This is a genomic window from Paenibacillus periandrae, from assembly GCF_022458865.1.
Classification (GTDB): Bacteria; Bacillota; Bacilli; order Paenibacillales; family NBRC-103111; genus Paenibacillus_S; species Paenibacillus_S periandrae.
In genome coordinates this window covers 1-17357 of sequence record NZ_JAJNMU010000021.1, presented here as the reverse complement: position 1 = coordinate 17357, position 17357 = coordinate 1, and the positions used below count along the sequence as shown (strand labels likewise).

The window sequence follows — 17357 nt, the reverse complement described above, 5'->3', positions numbered from 1 at the left end:
CTGCCTGGATTGTAGCCGTTCTTATTCTATCAGCCTAAACAAACCCCACCTTTTCCACAACAAACATTACCCACAAAAAATGCTCGACCTCATCTATTTGATTTATAAAACAGATAAGAGAAACCCTGAAGTCCTAAACGAACTTAAATTATCGAGCAACACATACTATAAATGGAAAAAAGAAATCTTAGATGTACTTCCTTTCCTTACCCCTCACTTTGAAAAGAAGCATTAAAACCTGCTAACTTCTCTTTCTTACCTATATTTTTAGCTTGTAATCACTATAAAATTTATTTTTGGTCATTCAAATTTTTTTATTAAACTTGTTATATATTTTTTACTTATAATAGAAATATTGTATTTATAAAGCCAATACTAAATCTATTTATATCTATTTATTTGTTAATCTGATCCCAAAGCCCCCGTAAGTCATTAGCTTGCTCACATAAGACTACTATTCTTCTAGCCACTTTTTCATATAGTCGTTTAGGTCCATCTATTATTAAAACGGAGTATCTCTCACTGTTCTCTAAAGCTATCATATTGAGTCTAGGTATTGATAAGCAGTGGCAAAAATTTCCCTTAACTAAAGGAATTAACGTAATGTTAGATTAAAAAACTTACTGATTTGGATAAGATCTATCACTCCTGCAATATATCTTCATCATTGTATTTTGATTTTTCTACATGCTATTATTAATTTAACCAATTCATTGTTAGGGAGGGCTGTACCATGCAATGGGAAGAAGTTCGGAAGTTGTATCCCAATCGGTTTGTGAAACTTCAGATTCTAAAATCTCATATTGAGAACCAAGTCAGATATATGGATGATGTGGCAGTTATTCAAGCTTTTGATGATGAGAAGGAAGCAACTCGGGAGCTAGTTCGTGCGAAGGATGATCTGCTTGTTTATCATACGGGTAATGAAAAAATCGAGATTCAAATCAAACAAATTTTCGGATATAGAGGGCAAAATGATCAACCTAACCTTTGAAAACGGCCTTTTATTTACATCGATGGAAATATTTTTTCGGGGAAAATCCATAGTCATTGATAACATAGTTATAGACACTGGAGCCGCAGAGACGATACTTTCACCAGATGTTGTTGAAGATATTGGCATATTTGCGGAGCTTGATGACTATGTGAATTCATTTTATGGAGTTGGAGGTAGTATACATAATTTTTTTACAAAGCAGGTAGATGGAATAAGCTTAGGATCAGTAGTTTTAAAACCATTAAAGCTGGATTTCGGAGTAATTGATCCTCAAGGACATATAAATGGACTTTTAGGTCTGGATATCCTTATGGAATTAAATGCGGTTATTGATTTAAGGAACTTAAAGCTAGAGATATAATTCAACATAGGGCATCTCATTCAATTAACCATATTAATGATTCACACGAATATCTCATCAATGATCAGTACCGGTAGGTAACAAATAAACTATACCCAATAGATAAGAAAACCCAAACGAGTTGTAAAAGTCGCCGGAGATAAAATAGCACCAAGGTTCCACACCATCTTGAATGTCACTGACTAAAGTCTCCTGGTTAGAATCCAATTTCTCTCTTGCTTCCATTGAAGAGGTTCCAGATACATGATCCCATGCTTCGGATACCATATCTTCCATTCCTGTCCCCTTACAAGTATCAGTCTGCAAAGACAAAAAAACGGAGCGTATCCAACACGCTCCGATTAGTCTCTTTTCTCTTAAAATTACCTACTCAGAACTCGACACACTCCTCCTATGCTGCATAAACCAGTCGTAAATCTCCATATTGAAGAAAACGGGTGTCAAGCCAGCATGATCGGCTTCCGGATAAATCGTCAGACGCGGATTGCCACCGTATGCTTTGAGCTTCTCAACCATTTCTTCTGCATGATGCACGGGTACAGTTGTATCTTTTGCACCATGAAACACCCATACCGGAACATCCTTCAGCATATGGACTTTTTCCGTTGGTCCTGTGGAGCAAATTGGGGCGATGGCAGCGAATCTTGCCGGAGCATCCGTTGCTAAATTCCACGTGCCAAAGCCGCCCATGCTAATTCCCGTCAAATAAATCCTGCTTCTGTCCACCGCATATCGCGCAGACACATCATCAAGCAGTGCAAGTAAAGCATCACTTTCTAAACCCCATGTCGTGTATAACGGACATTGCGGTGATACGACGATAAATGGAAAATCCTCTTGTTCCTCGACTAGCTTCGGGAGTCCATATTGTTGTAGACGGCTCAGATCCGTACCTCGCTCACCACGCCCATGCAGGAAGAGAATGAGCGGCCATTCACGGTTGGTTTCTTCGTACCCGTTTGGCAAATAAAGCAGGTAATCAAGCTTTACTTGCTTTGTTATTTCTTTGTCAAGCTTGCATGCTTGCTGTTTCAATAAAGTTGTCTCCTTACGTAGAGTAGTCTATTTGCTGCTTAATTTAGCACGTTCCTGATAGGCTTGATATTACCGATACCAATAGTGTTCAACTTGAATTGCCTTTAGTATAGAGTGCGAACCACCGCTCGTAAATGTGTAGTACTGACCTAATTGTAATTATTTTGACTATTTCCGAATTTCGACAAAATAATAATCGGTATGATAATGACTAAGTCTTAAGACCTATGTTATGATGATATTATTTCAGATGTGGGGGTAAGTCATGAAAGCTATCAAGAATCTAGTGTCTATCATTTTTTTATTCATGCTGTTCTTCACATTGGTGGGCAACGTTCCGACTGTCTATGGCGCCGCACCAACTAAAGCATCGGCCGACATTACGGTTACATCTAATTCGGGATCTCCACTCTCCAATGCAGATGTGACTTTTACCTCAGCCGCGCTCCCATTCCCAGTAACTGTTAAAACGAATACTTATGGAGTGGCTTCCTTATCCAATTTGCAGGTTGGAGCTTATACGGTTACTGCTTCATTAATTGGCTACACCGCTAGCTCTCCGACAAGCACCGGAATTCTCTCCGCCGGTCAAGTATTTAACCAAACCATCAATCTCACGTCAAATGTATCTTTGAAAGGGATTGCTTCCTTCAATGCTTACAATAACTCATTGGATGTGACAAAGTTTGAGGGTAACGTATCATGGTCGTTCTACGGCACAATACCTGTTCACTCCGAAATGAAGCTTCAGTTCCTGGATAATACGAATAACCCCATAGGTTCCGTAATTGCGTCCGTCTATTCCGATGCCAATAACTATTATTCGTTTATGGTGCCAAAAACTTCGTTACCTTCCGGCGCAACACGGATCGGTGTTATTTTGTTCGACAGCAACTCGGCTGTGATTGATATCCGATCAACGCCTTTGTGGAGCTATACTTTGCATTCTGTTCAATCACTAGTGTTCCATGATAACAATGCTAACGGAAATTCTATTGAGGCTGTTGTTTCATGGACCGGAGCCAACGACGAAAGCTTGGTGGCCGGGTACAATATTTATTATTGGGTAATGGGCGACAATACGTGGAGATATTGGGACACTATAGCCAAACGCGCAGACAAGACGTACCAATATGTATTTGATTCACTCCCTGCAATAAACACCGGAAGTATCTTAGTTGGGAGCGTCAATAGTGCAGGAGAAGAGTTTAATTCTTACCCCACTGTCAATGTGATTGATAATCGTCAAGACGACACGAATCTTACGGCTACTTATTTGGCTACCCTTCCTGCACCTATTATTAATCAAGACTTTACATATTCATCTACACCGAATACGATTTCAGGACAGATTGGTTTTACTCTACCCTCAGATCGAAGCGCAATCAAAGGCTATAATCTATATTTTAGTACATCTAATGGTGCTAAAAAACAAGCAATCGGTACGATATTTACGGCCCAATTTGTTTCTCAGCTATCTTATTATTTAGATAATTTGCAGCCAGTACCCAGCGGCGCCACTCAATTTGCTCTATATTCGTATGACAACAACGGCAATGAGAGCGCGCCAACTTATCTTCCTATCAAAATGTATACCAACACTGTGCCGAGTTCGAAGCTCCCTAAGAATCTGAATTTTCTCGATATGGACGAGCAACCCCAAAAATTGCATGGCTTCTTAACTTGGAGCAGAGCTAATGATGAATCAAGCCTCGTCAGTTATCAGATCTATTTTCTAGACAGTAACAACCAACCAATTAGCCTAATTGGAGAAGTCCCCAAAGGAAATGTGCCTCAGTTCACTTTGCCTTGGGGACTACCGATTCCAGATACAGCAACCCGTATCGGCATCGGCGTCAAAGATATGGCAGGAAAAAACTCTACAAATTATACAACCATTATAATTACCGATAATAATAGACAAGAGGAAGTTAATGCTGCCGTAAGAACTGTTTATTTTCCGAATACAGGCCATTTGGATGTAAGCAATATCACGGTTTTCTTGAAGCAATCTGCTAACCTGTACAGCTTCGATAAAAGGGATTTGCAATTGTTTCTCTCACTTATTGAACCGCTTATCGTTCATTAAAAGGGGAACAATGTTTAAGCGAATATGGATTTATACAATTACTTTAAGAAAATTAATGATACCTATGGGCATTCTGCTGGTGATGCTGTTTTGCAGAAGATGTCTCAGATCGTTCAAAATACTTAGTGAAATTGTGACGTTCTAATAAGATTGGGAGGCGAAGAATTCGCAATCATTATTCCCAATGCAACTCTACAGGAAGGTTAGACCAACTAATCGAACGTGCAGATAAGGCCTTGTATCAGGCAAAAACTAATGGAAGAAATCTTGTTGTTCCTATGTAGCTATCACACCTGCTGTGATAGTTTTTTCTATTTTATGTAAATTGTGTTCCTCATCATGTCCAGCTTCCAATATAGCATAAGCTTCAATGCCAAGCATATTCTTCTAAAGTTGTATATATAAATATTCAATGAGATAATACTCTTAACAATTAACCCATTTATTAGGAGATTATAATTATGAAGATAAGCTGGAAGCTTATAGGGTTATCACTAGTGGTGGGGATGATTATTGTGCTGTTTTTTTTAGGGAAATTTCTAATTGTTAATGATAAGCCGATCGAGTCTGATGCCATTATAGTATTAACGGGAGGCGGCCAGGAACGTATTCATGCAGCTATTTCATTGTATAGGGAAGGCTTTGCGCCGCTTGTTATTATTTCTAATGCTCGTGAAGATGGTATCTACGAATCCATTATTAAGCTTGGTGTCCCTGCAAGTAACATCATAAAGGAAACAAAGGCTAATAGTACCTATACGAATGCGCAGTACACACTAAATATTATGAATGAACACAATTTAAAGTCAGCTCTAGTCGTTTCATCCGATTATCATATGCGAAGAGTTAAATTCAATTTTAACCATATTTTCAGCAGCTCTGGAATCAGACTAACTTACTGTGCTGCACAGACTGAATATAGCTCCAAGTATTGGTTTTCAACCAGACGCAATCTTAACAATACTTTCGACGAATATACAAAAATCATAGGGAATGCATTGGGTTTTAATGGAGTGGAGGATAAACAGATATTTAAAAGGCTTAAGAATTGGTTAGGTCTGTAAACTTGTTGGGACTTAATATTTCGTGTGTAACAAATCTCCCATTATAAAACAAACTAAAGGTTGTCCAAGCAGTAGGAGCCTTTTGAGCTTCTTCTCTAGATTGGATACGATGAGTGTGGAATGCAAATCCTCGATTACTCGCAACCTCTTAAAACCCATGTGTTCGAAGTAGTTCTTGTCGCTTAGGTAGGGAAGCTTTTTCTTACCAATAATATGTACTATACCATCCATCCCAGGCGCCATTGCGTCTTTCTTACACTTTTCCAACAATTGTTTTCCGTGGTGTATTGAAAAGTAACCTAATTGTAATTATTTTGACTATTTTCGATTGCAGCTTAGATTTGCACAAAAGAGAACTAAAGAAGCTGACGCCGGTTGAGTACCGACGACAGCTTGCTCTCTAGAGTCTTTTTTAGATGTCTACTAAAAGGGGTTTTCACCAACCGTGCGGACTGTTTAATATAACCTGTTATCCTTTTATTTTAGAGTATCCAAGAATCCTCCTGTACATCGTTTTATTCTTCAAAGTGTTAAAAATACTCATATCAGGTTCAGTATTAATCTCCAGAATCCATGGCTTCAGTTTGGAATCAATTGCTATATCAACACCGAAAGCTCGCTTCCTTCTATAACTTTTACCAAGGACATGACTTGCTTTTTTACTCAATGATTCCATATTTTTAATATATTTGATCCGAGAGTCTCCTTTAAGATGTGATTTGAGTAACTTGTCTATTGGCAAAGGAGTGCCTCCAGAATGATAATTAGTTACTATTTTTTTAGGCTTCGCTAACCTTCCAATAATACCTGTCGGGATCAATATATTATTTCTGTTCTTTTGCACCATGACTCTGATATCAAATCCTCGTTTGTTATGTTTTAGCAAATCAATCCCTTTCTGGACTACATACTTTTCTTTAGTGAGTAATATATGAAGTGAACGATATAAAGTATCAATTGAATTGAAATATCTAGTGGCAGTCCCACTTCTTAACGAATACCCTTTTTTAGTTTTTGTTATTTTATATATCCCATGACCTCCGGTACCCTCATCAGGTTTTAAATAAAGTGATTCGTATAATCTTATCATAGTTTTTATATTAGATTTAGAGGCTATTCGAGTATCAGGCAGGAAAGTGTTTATAGCATTAAATCTTTTCATGAAATTATGTTTCCCTAATTTACCCATCTTGTACTTAACCTTTTTCACATAATCAACCTCCCTACATCTTCGCCAGATTATTTTATGTGCACAAATAATTTAGGGTACAGGCTGATAAGAAAACAGGCACTTATTATAAAAGGACACCGCAGAGCCCTACCAGTCTCTTACAGATCCATCAAATCCATTCAGCTTGGGCAATACTCTTGTAGGCTTTTGCGGAATGGAAGCGGCGATCTCTTCGTTAAACTCCACTCCCAGTCCAGGACCAACGGGCGGGTAGGCATAGCCGTCCACTATTTTTGGCCATGGTGTTACTACGTCCGTCGGCTTTGCGGAATCAACCCAGAATCCTTCCATCAGTGTAATGTTAGGAATTGCCAAAGAAATGTGTACACTTGCGGAGGTCCCGAGTGGTCCCCAATTATTGTGCGGGACAACATTAATATTATATACTTCAGCAAATGCGGCAATTTTTTTTATTTCCGTAATGCCGCCGCACCAGCATACATCGGGTCGCAAATAATCGACATGACCGTCAACTACAAATTCACGGAAATCATACTTGTTATGTCCGCGTTCTCCGGTTGCTAACGGGATGTTCGTATGCTGCCTGTACCTCACCAACGCTTGGGGATTTTCGTGACGAATGGGATCTTCAATGTAAAGGGGTTTAAACTTCGCAACACCTTCTGCAAGCATTACAGCAAAATCAGGATCATAGCGCCCGTGGCATTCAAGAATGAGGTCAACATCGTCGCCAACCGCAGCACGAATGGCTTCCGTATATTCAATTTGCTGTCTAACCGCCCGCTTGTGATCATGCAAGTCCATATCGTCGGTATCGTGAAAGCCTCGATAGCGAATAGCAGTTACTCCTTTTGCTGCAAGCCTCTTGGCATTTGCGGCTATTTCTTCCGCAGAATTACCTATGATATGTCCGTATAATCTCACCTTTTCGCGTGCTAACCCTCCAAGTAATTGATAAACGGGCACATTTAGTGCTTTACCCTTAATATCCCACAAAGCCATATCGATAGCAGAAATTGCAGATCCCGTCACTGGACCACCTCTCGCAAATAGACGACGGAAGCAAGCCTGCCATAAATATTCGATACGATGCGGATCTTCCCCGAGGATATACGGTTTTAATTCCTCCACCATGCCTATAACTGCTAGAGGAGTAAAATTCGAACCTTCACCGTAGCCGGTAATCCCTTCATCCGTCTCAATTTTGACAAATACACCATTCGCCCGGATACATGTAACATTTGTAATTTTCATGCTATTCTACCTCCTGTTTTTGGATTACTGATTTTCTTCCCTATCCCTTGATGGAGCCCAGCATAACGCCTTTGGCAAAATATTTTTGCAAAAACGGATACACGATAAGAATTGGAAGCATAGCTACTACAACGGCAGCCATCCGAATCGTTTCCTGCGGAATCATTTTATCCTCTGCGGAGCCCGCTGCGGCAATCCCCGACGATTCTGAATCGATGACGAGGGTTTTGACCAGTACCTGTAGCGTCCACTTTTTCGCATCCGTCAAATAAATCAATGCATTAAAATATGTATTCCAGTGTGACACCGCAAAAAATAGCGTAAACGTGGCAATCGCTGGCATAGAAAGGGGGAGCACAATACGTAAAAACACCATCAAATCATTGCATCCATCGATTCTTGCCGCATCCTCCAGTTCTTCGGGAAGGGCATCCATAAAGCTTTTCACCACAATCAACGTCCATGCATTCGTCAAACTGCTTAAGATCAGCGCCCAATACGAATTAAGCAGCCCTAACTCTTTCACTAACAAATAGTTAGGGACAATTCCAGCATTGAACAACAAGGTGAATATAACGCATCCGAGCATGAAATTCCTTCCAATCACATGCTTTTTGGTCAATGCATAGGCAAGAGTGAACGTAAAAACCAGGTTGAGCGCCGTACCGACGACAGTGACGAACATCGTGCTTTTCAGCGAATTCATAAAACTGTTAGTTGACAAAATGTACTTGTATGAAGCCAGTGAAAAGTCCTGCGGAAACAAATAAAATTTGAATGGAATATAGGTAGCTGGATCCGTCAGGGATACACTGAACACATATATAAAAGGAAATATACTGGTGAGGGATATGATCAAAAGAAGTGTGTAGTTTACATAATCAAATATCGTTAAATTTTTCTTATGCACAAAACTCATGGGTTCTCCCCACCTTTCTTAATAAATACCTTCATAACCTAATTTCTTGACAATATAATTAGCTGATACCACGAAAACCAATCCCACTAGCCCTTTAAATAATCCGATAGAAACACCGATGCTGAACTTGCCACGCAAAATCCCCTGTGTATACGCGTAGGTGTCAAAAACCTCGCCTACTTCCCTTACAAGCGGATTCATCATTAACAAAATTTGTTCAAAACCGACATCGGCCATATGACCCAGTCGCAAAATCAGCAGCACTACAATGGTGGGGCGGATCGCCGGCAGAGTAATATGCCAAATCTGGCGAAAGCGTGTAGCACCGTCAACCACCGCTGCTTCATAGCGTTGTGGATCGACGCCTGCAATAGCGGCAAGGAAAATAATCGTTCCCCAGCCTGCTTCCTTCCAAATGGTTTGTCCTGTGATCAAACCCCAAAAAAATTGAGATTGAGTTAAGAACGGAATGGGTGCTATCCCAAACGAAGTGAACAGTTTATTGACAATTCCGATATCTGTCGACAAGATGAAAAATGTCATGCTGGCTATAATAACCCAAGATAAAAAATGCGGCATATATACAATCGATTGATTGATCTTTTTAAAAAACTCATGCCTGACTTCATTTACCATCAAAGCCAGGAAAATAGGAATCGGAAAATAAAAAATGAGACCGAACAAATTAATGAGTAATGTATTGCGAAGCATACGATAAAAATTGGCATCATTCAGTAAATCCGTAAAATGCTTTAAACCGACCCATTGGCTACCCATCAGGCCTTTAAACGGGTTGTATTCTTGAAAAGCAAGCAGCAGTCCCCACATCGGTACGAATTTGAATAAAAAAAGAAAAAGAAAACCCGGCATCGCCAACAAATAAATATATCTCCCTTTAATAATTTGCCTCCATAGCCTGCTCGAAGAATATCGGCTTAGGATTCCGGACATTGATGCAACGGAAGGAACTTCAGTCGAATGCTTCATGAGATATTAGTACTCCTTTCTGGTAGTTGGGGGATAGAGAATACAAGTTGCCATTCAGCGATGCTTGATTCGAAACTGGCCTGGTGTCAGATGGATGTAGCGATGAAAAACACGACTAAGATTTCGCTCCGTATATCCAATACTTGCCGCAATTTCTTGAAGTGTGCAATCGGATTCCAGAAGCATCCTTTGTGCCTCCTCCATCTTGCAGTTCGTTACGTATTCTACAAACGAAATCCCCATTATTTTCTTAAATAACCGGCTGACATAAGGCGGAGTCATAGAAAGCATCTCCGAGCATTGTGTTAACGAAATGTCGCACTGGACGTTTTCTCTAATATATTGGCATACACGCATAATATCGGACTTGCCCTTAGCTAGTTGATTCAGATCGTTTTGAGCGGTTATTCTTTGGATCAGGGGGAAGCACACATCCGTAAACCAATCACATATTTCTGTGGATGTCTTTCTCTCCATCAATTGATCAAACAAATTGTTCTCCAATACAGTAAAGATACTGCCTCCCTGACTTTCCACAGACTGAATAAGGGAAGCCAAAAGCAGATGATAAGATTGATAAGTAATCATATGAGATTGGGAAAGACGGGCAGTTTGAGAAAATGATTTTAACGCCTGCTTTGCCGCTATAGCATCCTTAGACAGGAGTGCTGAAACCATCGATTCTACATGTTGATGCGGATAGAGTGATACCATCTTTCTTTGTGGATTTTCCAAATCCTCAATGTAAAGCACAGGATTGGAATCATCAATCAAACGGTACTCAAGGGCTAATAAGGCCTCTTGATAAGACACCGGTACATCAAAAATATGGGTGCAAACGGTACCCATTCCAATAGAAACTTTGAACTTCAGGAATCGATTCAATGCATTGCATACGGCAATTGCATATTTGTGGGACTCCTTAGCCAGCAGCGACATGTCCGTACAACTAACAACAGCAATACCGTTTCCCTTATTTAGGTTAAAGGTATAACCGCTCAATGATTTATACTCTTCCAGCAGTTCTTCCATTACGTTGGTTATGGCAAACCCAATTATTGCTTTGTCCTCTGGCAGGAACCGCTTTTCTTTATGAACATTTTCCAACTCAACAACCAATACGATGTAGCTTCCGGAGACAGAGATGCCCAAATCAGAGCACTCCTTCTGCAACAAGCTTTGATCCGCGTAACCTTTTTCCAAAAGCTTGTGAAAAAAACGTTCACGCAAATTCGGTTCCATTTTTCTTAAATAAGTAGATAATGATTTCGTTTCTCGGTTTAAATAGTTAAGACATTCTTTGATGTAAGTAATTTCGTTTGGATTATGATTTGGTTCCGTTCCAAGACTTAAATCTCGGCCCTGTTTCAATAATTGTTGAATCGGACTATATACCCGCATAGAGTTGAAAAATGTTAATAACACCGCGACAAGGATTAAGATCAAAACGGCACATATCGTCATCCAGCGGATCCAACCCAATTGTTTGGCAAATGCCTCCTTCGGGATCAAAGAAATATAAATACGTCCCGAGGTAGTTTTTTGATAAGAGTAGAGTGTCTCACTCCCATTCGGGCCTGTGGCAAGGAACATGTCCGATGACTTTTGATCTTCTACAACTCGTTTTATATTTTGATCGTGGTGCTCGTCTGTATCCAGAATACTTTTTCCCTGAGAATGGAATAAAGTCAGGCCTTTGGCATCCGTCACAAGTAACGATTTATCAGTAAATGAAAAAAAACTGTCGTTCATGTAACTTTTCAGCTTATCGACACGAATGTGAATGATCAATCTATCCATACCTTTAGCAGCGCTCATCAACGGCAATCTTCGAACAAAAGTAATGTATCCGCTTTTTTCAGATCTCGGCAGATACAGCCATTGAGCTTCCCGGGAATCCATGCTTAATACGGACTCGATATCTTCAATGTAGGGATAATTCGTAATAGGTATTTGCCCGTAATATACCGAATTCAGCATTTTATTGCCTTCTTGATATAGCAGAATTTCCCCGATGAAGTCATTTGTGTGTTTTTTTCGGTCCAATGCAGCGAGCATCTGTTTGTTGATGAGATAATCATTTCCATTACGATAGCCAGAAAGGAAATCTACAATTGAAGGGTCCAAGGCTAATTGGAACGATTCCAGCTCAATCGCGGCCAATAAGGAATCGATTCGATCCGACACAAATTTCAGCGAAACACGGCTTTCCTCTTCGGTCTTTAGGTAAGCTTCCTTGACTGCAATTTGATAGTAACCCATTCCCGCCAAGATGATCGGAATACATGCCGAAATCATACCCAACCAGATGAGGCGGTAGAAAAAATGACCTCGCATATCAGACCAAGCAGAAATGATCCCAGACCATTTTCTACGCAACCATATTGCCATTAGGAACCCTCCAAACTACGTTGAAACCTAGCAAGTCAGCTATACCTTCGGCAAATGCACATTACGGGGAACTAAGGGTATACTCGGCTTTATCCAGCCAATCGGGATGAATGGTTACACCCCATCCAGGTTCATCAGGAATGCTCACTTCTCCATCTCTGATTGCAAAAGGATCTGAAGTATACAGACCATTCAACCACTTTGTTTCCTCAATGCTGTATTCCATAAAAGGCCCTCCGTTAGGGAGTGCACCCAGTAAATGCATCGTAAACAAGGTCACCATGGAATGGTTGGCCGCATGTGGTGTGCAGGGTAACCCTGCTTCTTCAGCCATCCTAGCCACACTCAGCGCCCTGCTGATTCCGCCCAAATAACAGATATCCGGCTGTACGATATCGACTGCTTTCATCTGGATCATCCTTCTGAATTGCGCCAAATCGCAATCCTGTTCGCCGCCAGATACCGGAACCGTTAACGCTGCAGCCACCTCTGCTGTCCATTCCAATTCGGGATAGGGGCATGGTTCTTCAAAGTGGCCTACATTGTACTGCTCCAGCATGCGGCCGACTTCAATCGCCCTTTTGGGTGTGTAACCGCTGTTTGCATCCACCAGCAGAATCGTATCATCTCCAATTGCTTTACGAACAGTAGGTACAATTGCTTCTGTACGACCTGGCCAGCGATCGACATCGTTGCCGAAATTGTCGGCAATCCGAATTTTAAATGCCCGTATTCCATATTTATCCTGTAATCGGACCAATCGCTCGGCTTCTTCCTCGGGTTTAATGTTACGGCTCATGCTGGAACCGTAAACTGATAATCGGCGTGGCTTTCCACCCAGAAGCTCACACACGCTCTTGCCTTCCCGTTTACCGCGGAGATCCCAGAGAGCTGTGTCCACGCCTCCGACAGCGCGGCATATATACGAACCTGGGAATTTATGCTCGCCGATCACAATCCGTTCAGCCAAGCTTGCAATATCGTCTGAATCGGCGCCTAATACATAAGGAGCGATTTGCCGGTGCAGCACTTTGGCGGAGATATCTGAATGATAAGATGCTACTTGACCATATCCCTCCAACCCGTCTTCGGTTCGTACACGAACGATACCGACCGATTGCGTGGTAAATGTTTCAATACTTATTATTTTACTCATATTTTCCGTCCTCCTCGGCATGATCTACTAGTTTCATTTATACACTGGAAGCATAAAGCTAACTGTAACGCTTTCAATCTGGTTTCTGGCAGTTAGCCTTATGCTGATTACACGTTTATTTTCCTTTATTTGCTGCAAATTCTTTCTCTGATTTAGTAAATTCCTGAAAAGCCTTTTTCATCTCGGGCAAATTTCTTAATTGTTCTTGATAAGCCCTGAAATCGTTTGTTGAGATTTTACCGATGATAGCCTGAACCGTCTTAGTATCAAATTCATCCTGATATTTCGGCCAGATATCATTGAACGTATCAGATATGAGGTAGCTGAATGGGTCCAACTTCCCCTTTTCCGTCCAATCTTTTACCAGGCTTTCTGTTTCTTTATTGAATTCTGGCGGTGCGTTTACGTTTCTGATTTTAAAGCCGGGGTCATAAGTCAAGACCCAAGGATCATAGCTGGAAATGACCATTTCTTTACTTCCAAGCTCGGTCATCTTGGGATAACCGTTCACCATAGTGTAATGGATACCTTCAACACCGTATTCACCAAATTTCAGGAATTCAGCCGTAGCCGTAGACTCATAAAAGTCAAGAATACGCTTTAGCTTTTCCTCTGGAACCTTTTTAGAAATGAACATCCCTGGTGCAAAATTTGACCGTAAATTAATCGCATAGCCTTTAGGACCCTTTAGTACTGCGGATCTAACAAGAGCATTCGGATCGATTTTTCTATTCGATTCCGTGTACTGCCAGTCAGCTCTGACAACATATCCCAAGGACGCGGCTTTACCAGAGCCAATCAGATCCAGAGACTGCGGCTCTTTCATCGTGGAGAATTCCTTGGGCAGCAGCCCGTCAGCATACAATCCCCGGAACCATTCCACCATATCGGCATACTGCGGCGTTAGTAATCCGCGGATAAGCCCTCCATCTTTATCGTATGTTGGGTCGTAGACACCAAAGCCAGGCATAAATACGTCTCTTGCCCCACCTAATACTCCGTGAGTGGTTAATCCAATGGGATTTTGTCCAGTCGGATTGGCTTTGACAATCGTTTGTAAAGCAGCCTTATACTCATCCAGCGTCGTCGGCATCGGGATTTTCAAATTGTCCAACCAATCCTTACGCATCAACAGGCTGGAATGGACCTGTGATCTCATACGGGGCAGAGTGTAAATTTTTCCATTTACTCTGTTATAATCGAATACCCCGGTCTCTTTGTTTTTTTTCAAATTTGGATATTTGCTAAAATCGCCCAAAAAAGGTGTTAAATCCCAAAACATTCCATTCTCAATTGCTTTGTAAAAAGTAGGTACGTTGTAGCCTACCCCCAAAACAACTTCTGGAATATCTCCCGTTGCCAACATGAGCTCTAATTTCTGCTGATAATTAGCACTCGGTATCCACTGAATATCCAAATCCACATTGGTTTTTTTCTTAAATTCCTTCCAAAAACTGTTGTTCATATCCGGAAGCTCGTTATACAGCCCCCATGCCATACTGATTTTTAATGGCTCGTCTTTCTTATCTTTCTGATTCGTGTTTCCAATCGCTGCCGGCGCAGACCCTTCTTGGGAACATGCTGCAAGCAAAGAGATGGATAACCCTAAGGGCAATAATGCAGACACTATTTTATTCCGTTTCACACTCATTTTTCCCCCCTTTAATTTGCGGCAGGAGTAGATTAAACCGCTTTCATAAAAATAAAGCATATCCGTTTGAATAGAAACAGACAGTTTTTGATGTGTGTAACTGTAGTTAAATAATGTCTTGCTATACAAGATTGCTTGAAGATCATGTTGAGGTACCAAGTACAATTTGAATCAATATTAAGAAAAAAGCTACTACAAAAATTGTCCTTAAGAATTTTTAATTGGGATGCCGTTAGCGACGAATTGTCATGTTCAAAATTTTGAACCTGATTCATTATACAGTTTATATTAACACATTTTGGGAATGTGTTCCTATACAAGTGATATATTTCCTCATTTCAATGAGTGTGCTCGCGTAAAAAGGCGAGTTCTTATTCAAATTGAATAAAAATTCGCCTTTATGACTCTTAGGTATACTTAATAATATTGGCCACGATGACAAATACGGCACCAATAATAAACCACATGCTCATTAACGGCCAGAAGAATCTTACCCATTTTTGATAAGTAATTACCGATACGGCCAGGCTGCCCATCAATGCGGAAGAAGTAGGAAGGATCATATTGGTGATGCCGTCACCCAACTGGAAAGCAAGTACGGTTGTTTGCCGAGTTATGCCAAGCAAATCGGACAGCGGTGTCATGATCGGCATCGTTGTGACAGCCATCCCCGTTCCCGAGGTAATGAACACGTTCATGACATTTTGAAAGACATACATCCCTAATACTTAGTCACTTTATCTTTTACTCGTTCGAATTTCCCTGATGGGATTGTATAGGTTAGTGCCGCGGCAAAGAAAACCAAAATAATTAATATGACAAAGGTATGAGGCATTTTAAACCATTTGCGAGAACTTATTTTTGCTGTACTATCCATGCCCGTTGCCCCCATCTCTAGACTGCTTCCATTGTGTAAACTCACTAGGTGAAATCATTCGTGCAACTATCAGCATTGGAGTCGTACAACGCACAGAAGAATCGTTAGACCAACTAATCGAACGTGCAGATAAGGCCTTGTATCAGGAAAAAGCAAATGGAAGAACTTGTTGTTCCCACGTAACTATCACACATGCTGTGGTAGTTTTTTTCTATTTTATGTAAATTGATTTCATCATCTTGTCCTGCTTCCAATAAACTATGAGCTTCATTGCTAATCATATTCCTCCCTAAAGTTGTATATATAAATATTCAATGAGATAATATCCTTAATAATCAACCCATTTATTAGGAGATTGCAAATATGAAAAAAACAGGAAACTTATAGCGGTATCACTAGTGATAGGGGTAATCATTTCGCTGTTTTTTTTAGGGCAATTTTTAATTGTTAATGATAGACCCATAGAGTCTGATGCCATAATAGTTTTAACTGGAGGAGGGCAAGAACGTTCTCAAACAGCAATATCCTTGTATAAAGAAGGTTTTGCGCCAACTATAATCATTTCCAATGCTCGTGAAGACGGTATCTACGAATTCATTATTCAACATGGTGTCCCTGCAAGTCATATCATAAAGGAAACAAAGGCAGATAGTACCATACGAATGCACAATACTCATTAGAAATTATGAATGTACATAATTTAAAGTCCGCTCTAGTCGTGTCATCAGATTATCATATGCGAAGAGTCAAATTTAATTTTAACAGTGTTTTTAGGGGCTCAGATATCCAACTAACTTATTGTGCTGCTGAAACTGCATATAGCTCAAAATATTGGTTTTCAAGCAGACGCAATATGAACACTACTCTCGATGAGTATACTAAAATCATAGGGAACGCCCTGGGATTTAATGGAGTGGAAGATAAACAATTATTTAAAAGACTAAAAAATTGGCTGGGCCTATAGCGACAAATATCCTCAAAATCTGAAAGAAATCATATATAAATACGCCCCCGCCAAGTTACACTTAATGCAAGACGATAATGAATTCGTCACACTTAGTAAAAGATTTTTGAGATAATAAATTAAAAACCATCTAGCTAGAGTTCGGCTACATGGTTGGAATTGTTATAGTGATGACTATGAAAACAATTCATTAATTTTGAATACTTGTAACTTTTTTCGTTTCATCAAAGTAAAGATAACTATTATTAAAATTACTACCCCTATACACCCATTGTTCAGAATAAATGTATTTGCTATATAGATTGAACTGAAAATCTTTACGCCCGAACCAGTAGCCGATCAATCAATTCAAGAGGGCTCTGATTAACCCGTTTCATGAAAGCTGCGACATGAGTACGGATGACATAATACTTATGAAAA

General features: G+C 40.2%; 17 protein-coding genes and 2 pseudogenes. 7 read left to right on the top strand and 12 right to left on the bottom strand.

From position 1 onward, the window contains the following. The first annotated feature begins 733 nt into the window (after positions 1-733). Positions 734-994 carry a hypothetical protein gene (locus tag LRL21_RS30735; protein ID WP_240419595.1) on the top strand — a complete coding sequence of 87 codons (261 nt, stop codon included), beginning with the start codon at positions 734-736 and terminating at the stop codon, positions 992-994. Further along, entirely contained in the window at positions 924-1358 is a 435-nt protein-coding gene (locus tag LRL21_RS30730) for a retroviral-like aspartic protease family protein (RefSeq protein WP_240419594.1), read from the top strand. Before LRL21_RS30735 ends, LRL21_RS30730 begins: the two co-directional genes overlap by 71 nt. Positions 1359-1415: 57 nt before the next feature. Here LRL21_RS30730 and LRL21_RS30725 read toward each other — a convergent pair whose 3' ends face one another. Continuing rightward, positions 1416-1634, bottom strand: a complete 219-nt coding sequence (locus LRL21_RS30725; RefSeq protein ID WP_240419593.1) for a hypothetical protein — start codon at positions 1632-1634, stop codon at positions 1416-1418. A 90-nt stretch (positions 1635-1724) separates the two neighbouring features. Next, positions 1725-2393, bottom strand: coding sequence for a carboxylesterase family protein (locus LRL21_RS30720; RefSeq protein WP_240419592.1), 669 nt, complete (start codon positions 2391-2393; stop codon positions 1725-1727). 265 nt (positions 2394-2658) lie between these two features. On the opposite strand from LRL21_RS30720, the gene LRL21_RS30715 reads away from it, so the two are divergent. From LRL21_RS30715 to LRL21_RS30710, 3 genes are all read left to right on the top strand, one after another. Then, a complete protein-coding gene (locus tag LRL21_RS30715; RefSeq protein ID WP_240419591.1) occupies positions 2659-4482 on the top strand; it encodes a carboxypeptidase-like regulatory domain-containing protein in 1824 nt (607 codons plus the stop codon). A gap of 24 nt (positions 4483-4506) precedes the next feature. Next, a complete protein-coding gene (locus LRL21_RS46940) occupies positions 4507-4608 on the top strand; it encodes a diguanylate cyclase (RefSeq protein WP_420832508.1) in 102 nt (33 codons plus the stop codon). Positions 4609-4943: 335 nt separating this feature from the next. Then, the gene (locus tag LRL21_RS30710) at positions 4944-5546 is read left to right on the top strand and encodes a YdcF family protein (RefSeq protein WP_240419590.1); all 603 of its coding nucleotides are present in this window, start codon (positions 4944-4946) and stop codon (positions 5544-5546) included. Here LRL21_RS30710 and LRL21_RS30705 read toward each other — a convergent pair. From LRL21_RS30705 to LRL21_RS30660, 10 genes and pseudogenes are all read right to left on the bottom strand, one after another. Then, a pseudogene (locus LRL21_RS30705) lies at positions 5524-5828 on the bottom strand (YoaP domain-containing protein); the annotation flags it as partial. The gene LRL21_RS30710 and the pseudogene LRL21_RS30705 overlap by 23 nt on opposite strands. 187 nt (positions 5829-6015) lie before the next feature. After that, a complete protein-coding gene (locus tag LRL21_RS30700; RefSeq protein ID WP_240419589.1) occupies positions 6016-6756 on the bottom strand; it encodes a YheC/YheD family protein in 741 nt (246 codons plus the stop codon). Between the two features lie 108 nt (positions 6757-6864). Next, entirely contained in the window at positions 6865-7992 is a 1128-nt protein-coding gene (gene dgoD, locus LRL21_RS30695; RefSeq protein WP_240419588.1) for a galactonate dehydratase, read from the bottom strand. A gap of 40 nt (positions 7993-8032) precedes the next feature. Beyond that, positions 8033-8911, bottom strand: coding sequence for a carbohydrate ABC transporter permease (locus tag LRL21_RS30690; protein WP_240419587.1), 879 nt, complete (start codon positions 8909-8911; stop codon positions 8033-8035). A gap of 18 nt (positions 8912-8929) precedes the next feature. Beyond that, on the bottom strand, positions 8930-9898 hold the full coding sequence (locus LRL21_RS30685; protein WP_240419586.1) for an ABC transporter permease: 969 nt from the start codon (positions 9896-9898) through the stop codon (positions 8930-8932). A 54-nt stretch (positions 9899-9952) separates the two neighbouring features. After that, the gene (locus LRL21_RS30680; protein ID WP_240419585.1) at positions 9953-12289 is read right to left on the bottom strand and encodes a helix-turn-helix domain-containing protein; all 2337 of its coding nucleotides are present in this window, start codon (positions 12287-12289) and stop codon (positions 9953-9955) included. A 61-nt stretch (positions 12290-12350) separates the two neighbouring features. Beyond that, on the bottom strand, positions 12351-13445 hold the full coding sequence (locus LRL21_RS30675) for a mandelate racemase/muconate lactonizing enzyme family protein (protein ID WP_240419584.1): 1095 nt from the start codon (positions 13443-13445) through the stop codon (positions 12351-12353). A 115-nt stretch (positions 13446-13560) separates the two neighbouring features. Beyond that, positions 13561-15096, bottom strand: coding sequence for an extracellular solute-binding protein (locus LRL21_RS30670; RefSeq protein WP_240419583.1), 1536 nt, complete (start codon positions 15094-15096; stop codon positions 13561-13563). Positions 15097-15503: 407 nt separating this feature from the next. Further along, positions 15504-15815, bottom strand: a complete 312-nt coding sequence (locus LRL21_RS30665; RefSeq protein WP_240419582.1) for a transporter permease — start codon at positions 15813-15815, stop codon at positions 15504-15506. A 2-nt stretch (positions 15816-15817) separates the two neighbouring features. After that, positions 15818-15973, bottom strand: a complete 156-nt coding sequence (locus LRL21_RS30660; RefSeq protein WP_240419743.1) for a hypothetical protein — start codon at positions 15971-15973, stop codon at positions 15818-15820. Between LRL21_RS30660 and LRL21_RS30655 the strand changes: the two genes are divergently transcribed. Both LRL21_RS30655 and LRL21_RS46935 read left to right on the top strand, forming a co-directional pair. Continuing rightward, positions 15958-16197 (top strand): diguanylate cyclase domain-containing protein, encoded by a 240-nt coding sequence (locus tag LRL21_RS30655; protein WP_338044703.1) that lies wholly within the window; start codon positions 15958-15960, stop codon positions 16195-16197. The two genes, LRL21_RS30660 and LRL21_RS30655, sit on opposite strands and share 16 nt — an antisense overlap. 174 nt (positions 16198-16371) lie before the next feature. Next, positions 16372-16937: pseudogene (locus LRL21_RS46935) on the top strand (YdcF family protein). Positions 16938-17357: the final 420 nt, after the last annotated feature.